An 18,687-nucleotide genomic window follows, 5' to 3' on the forward strand; every position below is an offset into this window, starting at 1 on the left:
GCGGTTATATGGATAAAATTTTATACGATCTTATGGACTGGGCCGGGATTGAAGAGCTTGTGTATTCGGAGGCGGACGAGCCGCAGAAGCTTTTAGGAGCGCATGTGGTGAAAGAGGGGCTTCTGATTCAGGCGTATATCCCCAATGCAAAAAAGCTGGACGTCCTGCTGGACGGAAAAAGATACCCGATGGAGCTGGCCGATGAGGGCGGCTTTTTCGCCGTTCTTTTAGACCGGCGTGAGCTTTCGCCCTACCGCTTTGCGGCGGAATATGAGGACGGAGACACGGAAGAGTTTGACGATCCCTATTCCTACCGGTTCCGTTCCCTGTTTACGGATTCGGATTTAAAGAAGTTTGTGGCCGGTATTTATTATGATTCCTATAAGAAGCTGGGCGCCCATCCGGCAAAAAATGACGGTGTGGACGGCGTACATTTTGCCGTGTGGGCTCCGGAGGCCATGCGCGTGAGCGTCGTCGGCGATTTTAACTTCTGGGACGGAAGGCGCCACCAGATGCGCCGCATCGGCGATTCCGGCATCTTTGAAATTTTCATTCCGGGAGTGAGACCCGGCATGATTTATAAATATGAAGTAAAGACGAAAAGCGGCATTCCGATGCTAAAGGCAGACCCCTATGGGAACTTCGCGGAGCTGCGCCCCAACACGGCTTCCGTTGTCTGGGATATTGACGCGTACCAGTGGCAGGATGCCGGCTGGATGGAGAAGCGCAAGGCCGTCCGGAAAACAGAAGCGCCCATGTCGGTCTATGAGGTGCATCTCGGTTCCTGGATGCAGAAGGCCGTGGAGACAGATGAAAACGGCGAGGCTATCAACGGGAGCCAGTTCTACAACTACCGGGAGATCGCTGGGAAGCTGGCGGAATACGTGAAGGAGATGGGCTATACCCATGTGGAACTGATGCCGGTCATGGAACATCCCCTCGACGCCTCCTGGGGCTACCAGGTGACGGGCTATTATGCGCCCACAAGCCGCTACGGGACGCCGGATGACTTTAAGGCTTTCATGGATTACATGCATGGACAAGGCATCGGCGTGATTTTAGACTGGGTTCCGGCCCATTTCCCGCGGGATTCCTACGGCCTGGCGGCCTTCGACGGGACATGCCTTTATGAGCACCTCGACCCGCGCCAGGGGAGCCATCCCCACTGGGGGACGTTAATCTACAACTATGGTCGCCCGCAGGTTTCCAACTTCCTGATCTCCAACGCCCTCTTCTGGGCAAAAGAGTACCACGCCGACGGAATCCGCATGGATGCGGTGGCTTCCATGCTGTATCTGGATTACGGGAAAAATGCCGGCGAGTGGGTGCCGAACATCTACGGCGGCCATGAGAACCTGGAGGCCGTGGAGTTCTTAAAGCATCTGAATTCGATCTTTAAAAAGGAGACCGGCGGCGCGCTCCTGATTGCTGAGGAATCGACGGCATGGCCGATGATTACCGGCGATGTGAAAGACGGCGGGCTTGGCTTCGACTATAAATGGAACATGGGCTGGATGAACGATTTCCTGGGATACATGCAGTGCGACCCGTATTTCAGGAACCAGCATTACAATGAGCTGACCTTCAGCATGCTGTATGCGTACAGCGAGAAGTTCATGCTGGTATTCTCCCATGACGAGGTGGTTCACGGAAAGGGCTCCATGGCAGGGAAGATGCCGGGAGACACTTTTGAAAAGAAGTTTGCGAACCTGCGGGCGGCATACGGCTTTATGACGGGCCATCCGGGAAAGAAGCTTCTCTTCATGGGCCAGGATTTCGGCCAGATCGACGAATGGAACGAGAACCGCTCTCTCGAGTGGGAGCTTCTGGAATATCCGCTCCACAGCCAGATGAAGGAATATGTAAAGGCCTTAAACCAGCTTTATGCGAGCCATCCGGCCCTTTATGAGCTGGACGATGAGCCGGAGGGCTTCCAGTGGATCAACTGCACCTACCAGGCAGACAACATCGCCATTTTTATCAGGCGGTCGAAGAAGCCGGAGGAGACGCTGCTCTTTGTCTGCAACTTTGCACCGGTGCCCCATGAAAAATTCCGCATCGGCGTGCCCTTTGCAGGAAAATACAAGGAGATCTTAAACAGTGACGCCGTACCGTTCGGCGGAAGCGGCATGGGAAATCCGCGGGCGAAGTCGTCAAAGAAGGAGGAATGGGACGAGAGGGAGAATTCCATCCAGATCAACATTCCGCCGATGGCCGTCTGTGTGTTCCAGTGTACGCCGGAGCCGGCCGGAAAGAAGGGCGTTTCCAAGGGAAAGAAAGCAGTGACGTCTAAGAAGCCGGAGGCAAAAAAGGCTGCGGGCAGGACACAGGAGAAGGCGGCAGGCAAAAAAGAAGAAACAAAGAAGCCGGAGCCGGAAACGGCTGCGGGAACCGGCGCCAGGAAGGCCGGGACATCAGAAGCCTTAAAAGAAAAAGAACCGGAAATATCGGAGACGGTAAAAAAAGGCCGGAAAGGGAGAGCCTCGGAGGCTCTGGACATGATTTCCGAGCGGGTCGGCCGTCTGATTAAGAAATAAAAGACCATTTGGCGCCCCCTGGTTCGGGGGCGCCTTCGGAAAGGAGGACTGCCGGTGAAGGAGGAAGTTCCGGTGCTGGATGCAGAGAAGGTGAATGTCCTGATGGAAACGGTGAAAGGCTGGGGGCCGCAGGCTCTTGACTTTGCAGTCCGGCTGGCGCTTGCGGCGCTGATTCTGATTGTCGGCTTTAAGGTGATCGGCATCATCCGGAAAATGGTGAGGCGTTCGCTGGAGCGGGCAGAGGTGGAGATCACGCTGCTCCGGTTCCTGGATGCACTGCTCAATGCTGTGCTGCTGTTTCTTCTTATTTTTATGGCAGCCCAGCAGCTTGGCATGAACACAGCCTCCATCGTGGCAGTCACAGGTTCGGCCGGCCTGGCCCTCGGCCTGGCGCTCCAGGGCAGCCTGGCGAATTTCGCAGGCGGCGTCCTGATTCTCTTTATGAAGCCCTTCCGTGTCGATGACTATATCGTGACGGAGGAGGGCGAGGGAACGGTCTACTCCATCGGCCTGGTGTACACGACGCTGCTGTCCATCGACAATAAGAAAGTTGTGATTCCCAACGGGACGCTGTCCAATATGACCATCACCAACGTGACGACTATGGAGAAGCGGCGGCTGGATCTGACGGTGACAATCGGATACCAGGCGGATCTTAAGCGTGCAAAGGAGCTATTGGAGACGCTTTATGCGGACAGCCCGGAGATTATAAAGGAAGACGGGATCACTGTTTATGTGGACAGCCTGACGGGAAACGGTGTCGTGATTGGCGTCCGTGGCTGGGTGAAGACCGAAGATTACTGGCCTTTGAGATGGAGGCTTTTGGAAGAAATCAAGCTTACGTTTGAGCGGGAGGGGATCGAAATCCCGTACAATTACATGAATGTCCGGATGATAGGGGAGAAGTAGCAGCCTGTCCGGCGTTTTCTGGGAGGGAAACCATATGATACAGAAAGCGGCAGAGTTTGCAGAAAAAGCACATGAAGGGAAATTCCGGAAGGGCACGTCGGTGCCGTACATTGTCCACCCGCTTGAGACAGCGGCCATTGTCTCCGGGATGACCGGGGACGAGGAAGTCATCTGTGCGGCGCTGCTCCACGATGTGATCGAGGATGCTGGCGTGACGTATGAGGAGCTTGAGAAGCAGTTCGGCGCCCGCGTGGCCGGCCTTGTGCAGGCGGAGAGTGAGGACAAGACAAAAAGCTGGCAGGAGCGGAAACAGACGACCGTTCTCCACATGGAGACGGCCCCCGTGGAGGTGAAGATGATCTGCCTCGGCGATAAGTTAAGCAACCTGAGAAGTACGGCGGCGGACCTGCTTTTAAAGGGGGAGTCTGTCTGGGAGAAATTCCGGGAAAAGGACAAGAGGAAGCATGAATGGTACTACCGGAGTATTTACGCGCGGCTTTCCGGGCTGGAAAAAGAGACGGCATACGCGGAGTACGGGATGCTGCTTCAAAAGATTTTCGGGCAGTAAGTGAAAATTCAGGAAAACGTATTGGAATCGTAATAAAATTGTGGCAAAAATGTGGTAAAATGACCTTATCCAAAAAACAGGCCGCATACGGGCCTGAAATAAATGGAAAGGAGGCAGTGATGAGATTTTTTAAACGAAAGAACGCCGTTTTAACGGCAGCGGCAGCCGCCGTCATGACTCTTGGCTTATCCATGAGCGCGCTGGCGGCTGAGAGCATGGGCGCTGTGTACAGCATTTTCCAGAACGGGATCGGCTGGAGCAGCAACAGCGGCGATAATACTTACGCCCAGGCATCGCCGGGCAGCTACGTGACGGCCATGAAGGCGACGCTCTCCAACCAGCCGGCGGGAATGACGGGGACGATCATCTATCAGGTCAATTTGAGCGGCTCCGGCTGGCTCACCTGGGAGGAGAATTTCTCCCAGAACGGGACGACAACGACGACGATGCCCCTGGAGGCAGTTCGAATCCAGCTTACGGGCCAGCTTGCGGAGAATTACGATGTCTATTATTCCGTCTATGAAAACGGTGCATGGACAGATCTTGTCATGAACGGACAGACGGCAGGAACGGAGGGGCGTGGCCTGCGGGTCGACGGGCTGCGGATTGCAATTACGGCAAAGGGCGCCGGCGCACCGGCAGAGCCAAAGCCGGTGGGACGTGTGATTGACCCGAATAAGCCGATGGTGGCCCTGACCTTTGATGACGGCCCGTCGAAGTACACGCCGCGGATTCTGGATTCTCTGGAAGCCAACGGCGGCGCGGCAACCTTTTTCATGGTGGGGAACCGTATCGGGAGCTATACCGATACGGTGAAACGGATGGCAGCCATCGGCAGTGAGCCGGCAAGCCATACATGGAACCACGGATACATAACGAAGATGTCGGAGAGCGAGCTGCTCACAAACCTGGGCCAGGTGGATGCGGCAGTCCAGTCGGCAGCCGGTGTGACGCCGAAGCTCTTAAGGCCGCCGGGAGGCTTTTTAAACGACGCTTCAAAGGCCGCTCTTGCAAAGAAAGGCGTGCCTGCAATCATGTGGAGCATTGATACGCTGGACTGGAAGACGAAAAATGCCCAGACGACCGTGGATACGGTGCTTAACAATGTCAAGGACGGTGACATCATCCTGATGCACGATCTGTACGCGCCGTCTGCCGAGGCAGCGGAGATCCTGATCCCTGAGCTTACCAAGCGCGGCTATCAGCTTGTGACGGTCAGCGAGATGGCGAGCCTGCGCGGCGGAATGAAGGCAGGTGCATCCTACAATAAGTTCCGGCCATAAAATCATATAACATACGCGGACAGCAAAAGGCTGCCGCTGCCAGGGAAACAAAATTCCCCGGCAGCGGCAGCCTTTTCTGCTGGCAGAGTTCCCTTTCACGAATCCGGGAAAAGCCCGGATACCGTCGTCGCAGAGAGGCCGAGTCCCTGGAGCCCGGAAAGGATCGGCTCCAAGGCGGCGGCCGTGTATTTGGCTCCGCCGCGGAACTGGAGAATGCTGCCGCTTTCTGGTTCACACTCGTTAAGAATCTGTGCGGCAATGGCTTCAGAGCCGTAGTCCTTCCAGTCCAGGCTGTCACAGCTTGCCCCGATGACGGCATATCCCAGGTCAGAGGCTGCATCGGTGATGGGATTTTCCGGGTCTCCGTATGGCGGCCGGAACAGGGACGGCGTCTGGCCGGTAAGTGTCCGGACCGTTTCCGCGAGGGAGACGAGGCGGGCGCGCAGCTCGGATTTTGACAGGCCGCGGTGATTTTCCGAGGCGGCAGACGTCAGGCCGATTTCATGGCCGCTTTCTGAAAGCGCCTTCGTCTCCTCCGGATGGGAGAGCACCCAGTCTTCCGACAGGAAAAAGGTGGCGTTCACTCCGGCAGATTCGAGGGCAGCAAGGACAGGCCTTGGATCGTCCTTAGCCGACGTCACGTCAAAGGTCAGGGCGCAGAGCGGGCCGCAGCCGGAGACCTGCGTGATGGGCGCCAGGGCAGAAGAAGCCGCCTGCGGGGAGATCACCGAGATTGGTGAGAGCACACGCCCCGAGGCGGCTGTTTCGATCCGTCCGGTTGCCTTTCCATAAAGGGAGGAGGCGGATCCGGCGGCAAGAAAGAGAAGGAGCAGCCAGAAAACGGCATTTTCGGGAAGCTGGAAAAAGAAATCACGGTTTTTCATCTGGGCCTCGAAGAATCGAATTCCTTCTATTTTATGCGTTTTCCAGCTCGCCTATGCGTTTCCGGCATCAGCCCCCGCGCTTCTTTGTAAGCTCGATAGCTTCCTTGCCGGTCATATGTTCCACGTCAAGCTCCAGCATGCAGAGCGGAGCCCATTCCTTGTCGATGGCGCTGGCCCGGTTTTCTGCGCTGTCGTCCGGCGCATACCTGGCCGCCAGCTTTTCAATGGCCGCCCGCTTTTCGGTGTCATCCTCCAGGCGGCGGATCTGTCCAAAGGCAATGACGCTTCGGAAATAAGTAGTGTACTCTTCCGGGACAATCTCGTCCTTTTCCACGACGCAGAATGAAACCTTATGGTTTCTGTCTATGGCGTCAAGCTTGTGGCCGGATTTGGCACAGTGGAAGAAAAATTTCCCGTCTTCATAGACATAGCTTAAGGGAACGGCATAGGGATAGCCGTCGTCCCCGGATACGGCCAGGACGCCGCAGGTGCAGGAGGCCAGGACAGCCTCGCACGCCTCCTTTGAGAGGGCCTGGCGCTTTCTTCGCATTTCTCTGAACATGACAGGCAACTCCTTTTTTTAGTTTTAACAGGCACTCTGCGTCCGTTTAGATAATTCCTGCCGGAAGATAAATCGGTGCTCCAGGTCCAAGCGGAAGACCGACAAAGTACCAGAGAAGCAGGAAAGCGATCCAGAGTACCTGAACGGCGGCAACAGTGGGGATACACGGAGCAAGGAAGCTTCCCAGCTTCATGTCCTTATCGTACTTTTCGTTCATAACGGCCAGACACATGTACAGGTACGGAGACAGCGGCGCAAGAGCATTGGTCGGGGAGTCACCGATACGGTAAATTAACTGTGTAAAGGCCGGATGATATCCCAGCAGCATGAGCATGGGAACGAAAATCGGACCCAAAATGGTCCATTTTGCAGAACCGGAGCTCATGAACAGGTTAATCATGATGGTCAGGATGATGATGCCGACAAACATGGGTGCACCGGTAAAGCCGACACCCTGAAGGAAATTGGCGCCTGCAATGGCGATGACCGTACCGATCTTCGTCCAGTTAAACAGAGCCGTGAACTGTCCGGCGGCGAAACAGAAAGCAACGAAAGAGCCCATGCCGGCCATGGCCTTTGTAAAACGGCTCGTCACGTCGCGCTCATTTTTAATCACACCTGTGGTAACGCCGTAGGCAATACCGCAAAGAACAAACATTAAAAGGATAATCGGGATCAGGCCGCTTAAGAAAAGGCTGCCGACGATTCCGCCGGTTTCCGGATTTGCCAGAGGGCCGGCAACGATTCCGATCACGATAACTGCAACATAGACTAACAGAACGATTCCGCTGTTGCGGAGACCCTTTAACTGGATGGGGGTCAGTTCCTCCTTGCTTAAGGCCGCTTCGCCGTGATATTTTCCGACACGGGGCTCAAGGAGATGGTTCGTGCACCAGCCGACAACGATGGTTACAAGGAAGGTAGAAGCAACCATGAAGAACCAGTTGCAGGCGCTGTCAACGGTGAAAGTAGTGTCGCTTCCAAGAAGCACCTGGATCGAGGTGTTGGTGATACCGGCTAAAAGAGAGTCGGTTCCGGCGATCATCAGGTTCGCAGAGAAACCGGCGTTAGCGGCAATCCATCCGCACATGAGGCCGGCCACCGGGCTTCTGCCGACGCCCAGGAAAGCGATGGCTGCGAGCGGCGGAACGAGAACGCTGCACGTATCGGAAGCCAGGTTTCCGCAGGTACCGATCAGGGCAACCACATAGGGAACAATCCCTGCGGATACGTTGGCCATACTTTTTTTCAGAAGGCTGTCAACCAGTCCGACCTGCTCACAGAGGCTGATACCTAATGTCATGGACAGTACCAGGCCGAGAGAAGCGAAGCCGCTGAAGTTCGTGGTAACGCTTTTGAGGAACCAGGATAAGCCTTCCTGTGAGAAGAAGTTCTGAACGACTACCTCTGACCCGTCTGACGGACTCGTCACGGATACACCCAGCATGGAAAAAATCAGGGATAGAACTGCAATAAACAGGAACAGCCACATGAACATGGTGAATGGGCTGGGAAGCTTGTTGCATCCATATTCGATTACATTTAGAAAGCGGTCCATCAATGAACCTTTTTTGTTCTTTGCCATAAAAGACCTCCTGTCTTAAGTAATAGACTTGGGGAATCTCTGGCCCGTTCTTTTCAAAGGGGCGGAGATTCATTGGATCGAAATCATCCGTTTTTCTGCAAAAAGGAGGTTCCGATACTGCCGCAATGTCCTGGCGCCCGCGCGGCCTGCCGGAATTTCGCGGCTGATGTTCTGCATGAGATGGCAGAACAGATGAAAATGGTGCGGCTCCTATTGCGCCTCCTTTCTGCACCTCTTGTCCCATTTTGCGGGAAGTTGTTATGAGATAATATAATAGGTCTATTCTAGCACATTTTGGGAAAAATGAAAGGGATTTGTTAAAAAATAATAAAATTTAATAAAATTGCGTTAAGAAAATATCAATTTTATACAAACAAAAAGCAGCCGCACCGGCAGGCCCGCGAAAGGCCCGCCGTGCGGCTGACTGTTATGAAACGGATTAGCAGGTTGCACCGCCCACAAGGTGAAGCTGTGCGCCGATAATCTCGTCGCGTCTCTTTAAGATGTCGTCGGATAAGAGCTGTTTTTCCACATTCTCGAAGCCAAGGCGCTCGATGGTGTCGGCGAAGCGCTCGCCGGTCTCGCCCTGTTCGCGGAATAAGAGGATGGCCTTCTCGATGATGGAGAGGACTTCTTCCTCGGTGGAGAATACCGGGCTTAAAGCATGGCCGTGAGCCACTCTCTTGCCCCAGCGGCCGCCGATGTAGATCTTGTAGCCGTAGGTGCCTTCGTCAAGTGCATGGAACGGGCACTTTCCGACACAGCGTCCGCAGTTGTTGCAGTTCTCGCCGTCGATGACAAGCTTTCCGTCCTTGACGGCAGAAGCCTTCATCGGGCAGGACGCCTCAACCTGGCAGACCTTGCAGCCATGGCAGAGATCGCTGTTGAACTGCGGGATTCTCTGGCCGACGATACCTAGATCGTTAAGGTTCGGCTTTACGCAGTTGTTGGGGCAGCCGCCGACCGCAATTTTGAACTTATGCGGAAGCTTTACGCCGGCGTAGCCATGGTAGAAGATCTCGTGGATCTTGTCGGACAGCGCATAGGAATCCAGAAGTCCGTACTGGCAGGTGGTTCCCTTGCAGGCCACAACCGGACGCACCTTGGAGCCGGTGCCGCCCGTCTCTAAGCCGGCATCTGCCAGATCCTCGCGGAGCGCGTCGATGTTTCCGTAGGGAACACCGATGATTTCCATAGTAAGACGCGTCGTCATGGCGATGCGGCCGCTGCCATATTTCTCGGCTGCCGCGGCGATGGCCTGGTTCTCAGCCGCTGTGATGTTGCCGTTTCTTGTGATGACACGGACGTTGAAGTTGTCGGTTCCCTTATTGTGGAGGCAGCCGAGAGCCTTTAAGCGGGTGATTTCCTCGGCGCTTACGGTCACTTTTCCGGCTGCTGCCTTCTTATAAATATTGAAGGTCAGTCCGCCTTCGAGAACCTTCGTGTTGGTGTAGCCGTAGAATTTCAGGCGGTTCTGGAGCAGGTAGCTTCTCTTGCCCTTTGCACAGATAATCAGGATCTTTTCATCCTTATCAAGGCCGTCCACAGGCCCGTTCACCTGATTGACATCCACATACGGCGCATCCGGGATGGCCGGAACAGGAGACGTATCAATAACCTTGTAGCCGTCAGCGGCGCCTGCGGCAAATTCAGCCGGTGAAAAGCTCTCCAGGATGCCGTCCATCTTGTTTGTCAGGATGCTCACAGCCGTCACAAACGGATGGATTGCCGTGGAGAACGGCGGCGCGTAAGCCATGTCAAGGTTCATGAGCTGATCAACGGTGGCGTCCATGGTGATGGCGGTCACGGCCACGTCGGTCACTTTGTCGACGGCGCCGGAGCCGAGCACCTGGAGACCAAGGAGCTTTCTGGAAGCTTTGTCAGCTACGGTTTTAATAATAAAGGTGGAAGCGCCCGGATAGTAGTGTGCCTTGTCGTCAACGATACAGAGGTTGGACACCACATCGTAGCCCTCTTCCTTTGCGGAAAGCTCGGAGAGGCCGGTGCGACCGCCGTTTAAGTCGGGAAGCTTTACGACAGCCGTTCCGAGAACGCCCTCATAGGAGACATCCTCGCCGCAGAGCGCCCTTGCAAAGGTGCGGCCCTCCATGTTGGCAGAGGAACCCATCGGGGACCATGCCCGCTTTCCGGTCTGACGGTTTACGACGCAGGCGCAGTCGCCGGCTGCATAAATGTTTTCTAAGTTGGTACGGAGCTTTCCGTCCACCGGAATCGTGCCGTTGGGCATGAACTCCAGGCCCGTGTCCTTTAAGAAGGCGGTGTTGGGACGGATTCCAAGGGACATGACGACGATGTCAGCCTTTAATTCTCCCTTGTCGGTCTTGACGCCCTCGGCCTTTACGGTGCCCGTGATGGACTCCATCTTCGTGCCGGTTAAAACCTTGATGCCCTTCTTAATCAGATGGCGCTTTGCATAGTCGGCCATCTCCGGGTCGAAGCCGGGCATGATCTGATCGGCCATATCAATGACTGTGACGGAGAGACCCTGGGCAAGCAGGTTTTCGGCTGCCTCAAGGCCGATGAAGCCGCCGCCGACAACCACGGCCTTCTTCGGGGCGTTGGACTCTAAATATTCCCGGATTTCGATGGCATCCTGGGGAGTACGCATGGTGAAGACGCCGGGAAGAGTGATGCCCTCTAACCGCGGGACAATGGGAGATGCGCCCGTGGCGATGAGACAGACATCATAATCATACTCTTCGGTATTTCCTGTCCGCAGGTTCTTAGCCTCGGCCTTTTTTCCGTTTACATCAAGCTTTACGATCTCGCGCTCAGTTAAAACCTTTGCGCCGGTCAGGGCGGAGAAGGAAGCCGGAGTATTTACGATGAGCTGGGACTTGTCAGGAATCACATTCCCCACATAGTACGGAAGCCCGCATCCGGCATAGGAAATGTCTTTTCCCATGGTTACGATGGTTACGTCAAGAGAACGGTCCATTCTCTTAAGCTTGGCGGCTGCCTTGGTACCGGCAGCAACGCCCCCGATAATCAATACTTTCATGCTTTCACCCTGCAGTGGGAGACACTGCCCCTTTCATTATGTAAGATAAACTCAAGGCCCGCGGGAAGTCTGGCAAATGCGAAACTTCCTGCGGGCCATACCTAAATTCTATTGTACCTGATTACGGCGGCAAAGTAAAGAAAATAAGGAAAAGCCATGAATAAAATCTTGTAATCACAGCGATTACGAAACGTAATCAGAAATTTTTTACCAGGCGGCTGCCATTCCGTCGGTTCGCGGCTCCGAAGCGCCGCAGAGGACGCCTTCCCCGCTCCTTAAAATAATCTGGCCGCGGCCCAGCATGATGTTTGCGGACGGCACCTGGATCTGGTGCTCCCGCCGGGAGAGGATGTCGATGAGAGGCGCGCCGAAGCCGTGCTCTAACTGGATTTCCTTTCCCTTTGTCCACATGAACCGCGGGGCGTCGAGGGCCTCCTGGGGATTCATGTGAAAGTCGATCATGTTGGTGAGCACCTGGAGATGTCCCTGGGGCTGCATGAAGCCGCCCATGACGCCGAAGGGGCCGAGAGGCTTTCCGTCCTTTGTGAGGAAGCCGGGGATGATGGTGTGGTAGGGGCGTTTGCCCGGCGCTACGCAGTTATCCATGGTTTCGTCCATGGTGAAGCCGTTGCCGCGGTTCTGGAAGACGATGCCTGTCCCGGGGAGGGAGATTCCGGAGCCGAAGCCGGCAAAGGTGGACTGGATGTAGCTGATCATGTTCCCCTCGCCGTCGGCAGCGCAGAGATAGACCGTGTCGCCGCAGTAGGGGTCGCCTGCCATGGGATCCATGGCCTCTTTCCCGATTAAGGCCCGCCGCTTTTCGGCGTATTCTTTGGAAAGCAGGCGTTTTACCTCGGTTTTCATGGCCTTCGGGTCAGAGATGTATCGTTTCCCGTCGGCAAAGGCCAGCTTTAAGGACTCGATGATCCGATGGAGTACCTCAGGATTTTCATGGCCGCCGGAAAGGTCAAAGCCCTCTAAAATGTTGAGCGCCATCAAGACGACAAGTCCGTGGCCGTTCGGCGGAAGCTCCCAGACATCGAAGCCGCGGTAGTTTGTGGTGATGGGCTCCACCCATTCGGCATGGTAAGCAGCCAGGTCGTCCTTTCTGATATAACCGCCGGTCTTTTTGGAAAACGCGTCGATTTCGTCGGCGATGGCGCCGCGGTAGAAGGACTCACAGTTTGTCCGGGCAAGCTCTTCTAAAGTTTCGGCAAAGGCGGGGGCCTTAAAAAGCGTTCCGGCCTCCGGCGCATGCCCGTCCGGCGCAAAAACCTCGGCCCAGGTGTTAAAATGCTCTTCCGGCGTTTCCCTCTTTAAATTCCGCCAGGCATTTTTCCAGAGCCTTGACGCCACGGGAGCCACCGGGAAGCCGTCCCTGGCATAGGAGATGGCAGGTTTCAGGATTTCGGTGAGCGGAAGGCGGCCGAAGCGGCGGTTGATTTCGGCCCAGCCGGAGGTGACGCCTGGTACGGTGACGGCGCCCCAGCCAAGCCGCGGCATTTCCGTGTGTCCGGCGGCCTTTAAGGCGTCGATGCTTAAAAGCATGGGGGCCGGGCCGCTGGCGTTTAAGCCGTAAAGCTTTCCCTCGTGACAGAGGATGGCAAAGCCGTCGCCGCCCATGTTGCAGGACATGGGCTCCGTGAGCATCATGCAGGCGGCTGCCGCCAGGATGCCGTCGAAGGCGTTCCCGCCCTGCTTAATGATATCGAGGCCGGCCTGGGCCGCCAGGGGCTGCGCCGCGCAGACCATGCCGCGTGCGCCGTACGTCACCGTGCGCCGCGACGGGTAGCGGTAGGTAAGGGGATCAAACTGAAATTCCATAAGAGACTCCTTTTTGCGGTAAATTTTCTGATTTTATGGTACTGCGGATGCGGGGAAAATGCAAGAAAAAGAGCTGTGAGATTTCATGCCTCACAGCTCTTAAACGCTTTGGGATTAGACACCTGTCCAGCCGATGGTCTGAAGAACCGTCAGCATAATGATAGAAAATACAAACTGAAGGATGAGAAGCGGAGCATAGCTCTTAACCCACTTGTTGTAGGAGATTCCCGCGATACCAAGGCTGCCCATCAGGGTACCGGCCGTCGGGATGATACAATCAGCAAAACCTGCGCCGAACTGGTAAGCCTGAACTGCTACCTGACGGGTAATTCCCGTAAGGTCGGCAGTCGGAACCATTAAAGGCATAACGACCGCAGCCTGGCCGGAGCCGGACGGGATAAACAGGTTGATGGCCGTATTTATGACCATCATCAGGTTTGCACCTAACACAGGGCCAACCTGAGAAAGCGGCAGAGACAGGTAGTAAACAATCGTATTCAGAATCTGCCCGTTAGTAAGTACGACAGAAATTGCGTTGGCAAAGCCAATGATAAAAGCAGCATTTACCATCTTGGAAGCGCCGGTAATAAATTCCTTGGTTGTTCCGTTGACACCATAGCCATTTGTGAGACCGATGATAACGGCAACAAGGAAGAATACGGCTGCAAACTGGGAGTTGCCCCATCCAAACTGAACGGAACCGATTACAACGACAACGATGGCGGCCAGCGTGGAGGCAAGGGCGATGATCTGGCCGACATTAAGACGTCCATTCAGGGCATCTGTGTTGCCCTCATCCTGCAGTCCCATGAACTGGGAAGTTTTAAGGCCAGGCTCATAATTAAGGCTTTTGGTCGGATCCTTGCGGATTCTCTTCATGTACATAACGACAAAAACATATGTCATGATGAAGTTGATAACATGGATGAAAACGCGGACACCCATACCGGAGAAAACAGGAAGCTCAGCAATCGGATGTGCGACGCCAAGAGTAGACGGGTTTGCCCAGCCAATATTAAAACCAGAGTATGCTCCCAGATACACTAACATCATTCCGGCAGCCGCATCCAATCCGATAGCCTGAGAAAGAATGATTCCGATGGGAACAAGGGCAACCGTCGGATTTGCGAAAACGCCGCATGCGCCGCCGATGGTCATGAACAGCATGAGTACAAAGGCGATTACATAGTCATTAGCCTGTTTTCCGCCGCTTGCGATGCTCTTAAATGCGATTTCAATGGCACCGGTTTTCTGAAGAAGATGGACGGCGGCACCGATAAACATAACCATAACCATCAGGACGGCTGTGCTGGATTTTGTGAAGCCTGTAATCGTCGCTTCGAGTACAGCCCAGGGCCCCTGCGGACTCTGTTCGATAGCGTGATAGGTGCCGGCGATGGCACGGGTAGTGCCGTCAATCTGCTCTGTGTCGAACTCGCCTGCTGGAATGACCCAGGTCAGGATAGCGGCGAAGATCGTCAGCATGAAGAGCAGGGCACATGTACTGGGAAGCTGGAATTTCTTTTTCTGTTTTTCCATAGATACGCTCCTTTTATATTCTTGAATCCTGGCGCCCCGCATATGGGGCGCCGGAGAGATTCCTTATCTTTTTGCGCTTTTACTTCAAAAAGTCGCGGACGTACTGAATCAGCACGGAGGCGCCTGCGGCCAGGCATTTTTCGTCGAACACATTCTTCGAGTTGTGAAGGCCGTGTCTTGTGTTGGGATCTTCGTTGTTTCCGGAACCTAAGCGGAACTGTGCGCCGGGGCCGTACTCCGGGAACATGTAGGAGAAGTCCTCAGAGCCAAGGGACGGGTTCGGAACCGTCACGATGTGGTCTGCGCCGATGGTCTTTTCTGCGGCGGCGCGGAGTCCGTCGATGACGCTTTCATCGTTTACAAGCGGCGGCATTCCCTTGTTCCATGTAACCTCGCCCTGGCCTCTCATGGCCTCTGAGCAGGATTTTACGATGCGGTCGATGGCATTCTGCATGGCTGCGCGGCTGTCGGCGTTTAAGCTTCTTAAGGTACCGCTCATCTCCACGAAATCCGGGATGACGTTTGGCGCCTTTCCGCCGTGGATGCTGCCGATAGTCATGACGGCCGGGTAAACCGGGTGGTTCTCACGGGAAATAACCGTCTGGAGCTGTGCGAGGACATACGCGCTGATGGCGATGGGGTCGATGCAGTTTTCCGGATGGGCGCCGTGGCCGCCTTTTCCGCTGATTTTGATGGAGAAGACGTCGCAGGAAGCGTTGGCCGGGCCTTTTTTGAGGCCGATGGAGCCGGCGTCATATTCCGGCGATACGTGAAGGCCGATGAAAACGTCGGGCTTTATCACGTTCAGGGCGCCTTTCTCTACCATATATTTGGCGCCGGTGCCGTTCTCCTCGGCCGGCTGGAACAGGAAAACCACATTTCCTGCCAGTTCGTCCTTGATTTCGGACAGCACTCTGGCGCAGTATAAAAGCGTTGTGGTATGAATATCATGGCCGCAGGAGTGGCAGACTCCCTCCACTTCGGAAGCAAACGGGAGACCTGTGAGCTCTGCCATGGGCAGTGCGTCGATGTCTTCGCGGATGGCAACCGTTTTTCCCGGCTTTCCGCCGCGCAGGATTCCGACAACGCCGGTCTCCAGGCCGATTTCAGCAATTTCCACACCGTATTCTGCCAGCTTCTCTTTGATAAGTGCCGTGGTGGCAAATTCCTGATGGCTTAGTTCCGGATGCTGGTGAATATGCCTGCGGACAGCAGCCATGTCATCTGCATATTTTAATACGAGTTCTTTAGTTTCCATGAGCAGACCTCCTTCAATTTCCTGTGCCGCCATTCCGCAGAATGGAACAGTACAGAAAAAAGTTAAATAAATTTTATAAAAAATTAAGTAATGAAGCTTATTTTATAGTATTTGTTTACAGATTGCAACTGTTTTAGGGGGCTTGGGCTATGAAAAAATATTATAATAGGTATTCCGGAATTTTGCATAGAATACAAAAATATGTGCAATGGCGGTGAAAAATGGGGCATACTGTCCATAAGCCCCCATGGCGGAGCACGTGCCGCAGGCACCGGAAAACCGCTTATTTTGTCGCATTGCGCGAAATAACGATTGCATTTTATGACAAATAAATTTATAATTGAACGTATATATCATTATAAGATGGGGAATGTCGGCGAAAGGGCCGGATGGAAAATGCTTTGAAGAGAAGGTGAAACGGATGGAAGAAAATAAATTGAAAGAAATTGTGACGGAGCTGGAAGCTCCGGCGGATTTTACAAGCCCGGAGGTACTTTATGACGAGCTTGTTGCCAGCATAAAAAGATATCATCCTTCGGATGACCTGTCCATGATCCAGAAGGCATATGAGATTGCCAGAGATGCCCATAAGGATCAGAAGCGTAAATCCGGGGAGCCGTATATTATCCACCCGCTCTGCGTTGCCATTATCCTGTCGGATCTGGAGCTTGACAAAGAGACGATCATTGCCGGTATCCTGCATGACGTGGTGGAGGACACGGTTTTGACTGATGAGGAGATCACAAAGCTCTTCGGCGCTGAGGTGGCTCTTCTCGTGGACGGCGTTACCAAGCTGACACAGCTCTCCTGGTCGGCCGACAAGGTGGAGATTCAGGCAGAAAACTTAAGAAAGATGTTCCTCGCCATGGCAAAGGACATCCGTGTCATCTTAATTAAACTGGCTGACCGTCTTCACAACATGCGGACGCTTCAATATATGAAGCCGGAAAAACAGAAGGAAAAGGCCAGGGAAACCATCGAGATCTACTCGCCCCTTGCCGACCGACTTGGTATTTCCAGGATCAAGATTGAGCTTGACGATCTGGCGCTCAAATACCTGGAACCGGAGGCGTACAAAGACCTTGAGGAAAAGATTGCCCTGACAAAAGATGCCAGGCAGGCTTTCATCAATGACATTATCCGTGAAGTAAAAAATCACATGACAAACGCCGAGATCAAGTGCGAGGTGGAAGGCCGGGTCAAGCATTTCTTCAGTATCTATAAAAAGATGACGAACCAGCACAAGACGCTGGATCAGATTTACGATATTTTTGCCGTGCGGATCATCGTGGACACGGTCAAGGACTGCTATGCAGCCCTCGGTGTGATCCATGAAATGTATAAGCCGATCCCGGGCCGGTTTAAGGATTACATTGCCATGCCGAAGCCGAATATGTACCAGTCCTTACATACGACGCTCATCGGCACCAACGGCCAGCCCTTTGAGATCCAGATCCGTACCTTTGAGATGCACCGCACCGCGGAATTCGGTATCGCGGCCCACTGGAAGTACAAGGAGAGCGGCAGCGGAACGGTTGCGGCAGGCGACGAGGAAAAGAAATTAAGCTGGCTGCGCCAGATCCTCGAATGGCAGAAGGACATGTCCGACAACAAGGAGTTCTTGAGCCTGTTAAAGAGCGACCTCGACCTGTTCGCCGACAGCGTGTACTGCTTTACGCCCACCGGCGACGTGAAAAACCTGCCGAGCGGCTCCACGCCCATCGACTTTGCCTACTCGATCCACAGCGCCGTCGGAAACAAGATGGTTGGCGCCAGGGTGAACGGAAAGCTCGTCAACATTGACTACGTGCTCCAGAACGGCGACCGTGTGGAGATCATGACCTCCCAGAATTCCAAAGGCCCGAGCCGCGACTGGCTCGCCATTGTAAAGAGCACCCAGGCGAAGAATAAGATCAACAACTGGTTCAAACAGGAATTAAAGGCCGACAATATCATCCGCGGCCGTGAGATGATCGACCGTTACTGCAAGGCCAAGGGCATCAACTACGCTGATATCAGCAAGCCGGAATTCATGGAAAAGGTCATGAAACGGTACGCCTACAAGGACTGGGATTCTGTCCTCGCCTCCATCGGCCACGGCGGCTTGAAAGAGGGCCAGGTCATCAACAAGATGGTGGAAGAGCGGGAGAAGAAGCTAAAGCGCGAGGTGACAGACGCCACCATCCTCGACAGTCTCGGCGACAGCAACCGCCCGGAAGTCGTGCCGATTGCTGGAAAGTCCAAGAGCGGCATCGTTGTGAAGGGGATTCACGATCTGGCGGTAAAATTTGCCAAGTGCTGCAGCCCGGTACCGGGCGACGAGATCGTCGGCTTTGTCACGAGGGGCCGTGGGGTTACGATCCACCGCACAGACTGTATCAATATCCTGAATCTTCCGGAGTTGGAGCGTGCCAGACTCATCGACGCAGAGTGGCAGGCGCCGGAAAACGACCAGGGACAGGCGAAATACTCCACAGAAATCCAGATTTTTGCCAACAACAGGATCGGCATGTTCGTGGATATCTCGAAGATTTTCACCGAGCGTCAGATTGACGTGACAAACATGAATGCCCGCGTCAACAAGCAGGGGAAGGCGACGATCACCATGTCCTTTGATACCCACGGAATCGAAGAACTAAACAGCCTGATGGATAAAGTAAGACAGATCGAGGGCGTCCTGGATATCCAGCGTACGGCAGGGTAATCCGGGCGAACC

12 protein-coding genes are annotated in these 18,687 nt (G+C 54.4%); 5 read left to right on the top strand and 7 right to left on the bottom strand.

What is annotated here, in order from left to right; genetic code table 11:
* Window positions 1-8: 8 nt before the first annotated feature.
* From glgB to KE531_11010, 4 genes are all read left to right on the top strand, one after another.
* Window positions 9-2,537 carry a 1,4-alpha-glucan branching protein GlgB gene (gene glgB / locus KE531_10995; protein ID MBR9954129.1) on the top strand — a complete coding sequence of 843 codons (2,529 nt, stop codon included), beginning with the start codon at window positions 9-11 and terminating at the stop codon, window positions 2,535-2,537.
* 102 nt (window positions 2,538-2,639) lie between these two features.
* Window positions 2,640-3,446: a mechanosensitive ion channel family protein gene (locus KE531_11000; protein ID MBR9954130.1), complete on the top strand. Its 807-nt coding sequence runs from the start codon at window positions 2,640-2,642 to the stop codon at window positions 3,444-3,446.
* A gap of 34 nt (window positions 3,447-3,480) precedes the next feature.
* Window positions 3,481-4,014, top strand: coding sequence for an HD domain-containing protein (locus KE531_11005; GenBank protein MBR9954131.1), 534 nt, complete (start codon window positions 3,481-3,483; stop codon window positions 4,012-4,014).
* A gap of 119 nt (window positions 4,015-4,133) precedes the next feature.
* A complete protein-coding gene (locus KE531_11010; GenBank protein MBR9954132.1) occupies window positions 4,134-5,297 on the top strand; it encodes a polysaccharide deacetylase family protein in 1,164 nt (387 codons plus the stop codon).
* 95 nt (window positions 5,298-5,392) lie between these two features.
* Here KE531_11010 and KE531_11015 read toward each other — a convergent pair whose 3' ends face one another.
* From KE531_11015 to KE531_11045, 7 genes are all read right to left on the bottom strand, one after another.
* The gene (locus KE531_11015) at window positions 5,393-6,181 is read right to left on the bottom strand and encodes a polysaccharide deacetylase family protein (protein ID MBR9954133.1); all 789 of its coding nucleotides are present in this window, start codon (window positions 6,179-6,181) and stop codon (window positions 5,393-5,395) included.
* Window positions 6,182-6,248: 67 nt separating this feature from the next.
* Window positions 6,249-6,743 carry a pyridoxamine 5'-phosphate oxidase family protein gene (locus tag KE531_11020; GenBank protein MBR9954134.1) on the bottom strand — a complete coding sequence of 165 codons (495 nt, stop codon included), beginning with the start codon at window positions 6,741-6,743 and terminating at the stop codon, window positions 6,249-6,251.
* A gap of 46 nt (window positions 6,744-6,789) precedes the next feature.
* Window positions 6,790-8,328, bottom strand: a complete 1,539-nt coding sequence (locus KE531_11025) for an AbgT family transporter (GenBank protein MBR9954135.1) — start codon at window positions 8,326-8,328, stop codon at window positions 6,790-6,792.
* A 439-nt stretch (window positions 8,329-8,767) separates the two neighbouring features.
* A complete protein-coding gene (locus KE531_11030; protein ID MBR9954136.1) occupies window positions 8,768-11,350 on the bottom strand; it encodes an FAD-dependent oxidoreductase in 2,583 nt (860 codons plus the stop codon).
* A 207-nt stretch (window positions 11,351-11,557) separates the two neighbouring features.
* The gene (locus KE531_11035; protein ID MBR9954137.1) at window positions 11,558-13,174 is read right to left on the bottom strand and encodes a gamma-glutamyltransferase family protein; all 1,617 of its coding nucleotides are present in this window, start codon (window positions 13,172-13,174) and stop codon (window positions 11,558-11,560) included.
* A 114-nt stretch (window positions 13,175-13,288) separates the two neighbouring features.
* Complete coding sequence (locus tag KE531_11040; protein MBR9954138.1) at window positions 13,289-14,713, bottom strand: YfcC family protein; 1,425 nt, start codon at window positions 14,711-14,713, stop codon at window positions 13,289-13,291.
* Between the two features lie 79 nt (window positions 14,714-14,792).
* Complete coding sequence (locus tag KE531_11045) at window positions 14,793-15,971, bottom strand: amidohydrolase (GenBank protein MBR9954139.1); 1,179 nt, start codon at window positions 15,969-15,971, stop codon at window positions 14,793-14,795.
* 421 nt (window positions 15,972-16,392) lie between these two features.
* Between KE531_11045 and KE531_11050 the strand changes: the two genes are divergently transcribed.
* A complete protein-coding gene (locus KE531_11050) occupies window positions 16,393-18,675 on the top strand; it encodes a bifunctional (p)ppGpp synthetase/guanosine-3',5'-bis(diphosphate) 3'-pyrophosphohydrolase (protein ID MBR9954140.1) in 2,283 nt (760 codons plus the stop codon).
* Window positions 18,676-18,687: the final 12 nt, after the last annotated feature.

This window comes from Eubacteriaceae bacterium Marseille-Q4139, from assembly GCA_018223415.1.
Lineage (GTDB): Bacteria > Bacillota > Clostridia > Lachnospirales > Lachnospiraceae > CABSIM01.

Coding starts and splice junctions, on each gene's coding strand:
- glgB (MBR9954129.1), top strand. CDS start 9: ATGGATAAAATTTTATACGATCTTATGGACTGGGCCGGGATTGAAGAG.
- KE531_11000 (MBR9954130.1), top strand. CDS start 2,640: ATGGAAACGGTGAAAGGCTGGGGGCCGCAGGCTCTTGACTTTGCAGTC.
- KE531_11005 (MBR9954131.1), top strand. CDS start 3,481: ATGATACAGAAAGCGGCAGAGTTTGCAGAAAAAGCACATGAAGGGAAA.
- KE531_11010 (MBR9954132.1), top strand. CDS start 4,134: ATGAGATTTTTTAAACGAAAGAACGCCGTTTTAACGGCAGCGGCAGCC.
- KE531_11015 (MBR9954133.1), bottom strand. CDS start 6,181: ATGAAAAACCGTGATTTCTTTTTCCAGCTTCCCGAAAATGCCGTTTTC.
- KE531_11020 (MBR9954134.1), bottom strand. CDS start 6,743: ATGTTCAGAGAAATGCGAAGAAAGCGCCAGGCCCTCTCAAAGGAGGCG.
- KE531_11025 (MBR9954135.1), bottom strand. CDS start 8,328: ATGGCAAAGAACAAAAAAGGTTCATTGATGGACCGCTTTCTAAATGTA.
- KE531_11030 (MBR9954136.1), bottom strand. CDS start 11,350: ATGAAAGTATTGATTATCGGGGGCGTTGCTGCCGGTACCAAGGCAGCC.
- KE531_11035 (MBR9954137.1), bottom strand. CDS start 13,174: ATGGAATTTCAGTTTGATCCCCTTACCTACCGCTACCCGTCGCGGCGC.
- KE531_11040 (MBR9954138.1), bottom strand. CDS start 14,713: ATGGAAAAACAGAAAAAGAAATTCCAGCTTCCCAGTACATGTGCCCTG.
- KE531_11045 (MBR9954139.1), bottom strand. CDS start 15,971: ATGGAAACTAAAGAACTCGTATTAAAATATGCAGATGACATGGCTGCT.
- KE531_11050 (MBR9954140.1), top strand. CDS start 16,393: ATGGAAGAAAATAAATTGAAAGAAATTGTGACGGAGCTGGAAGCTCCG.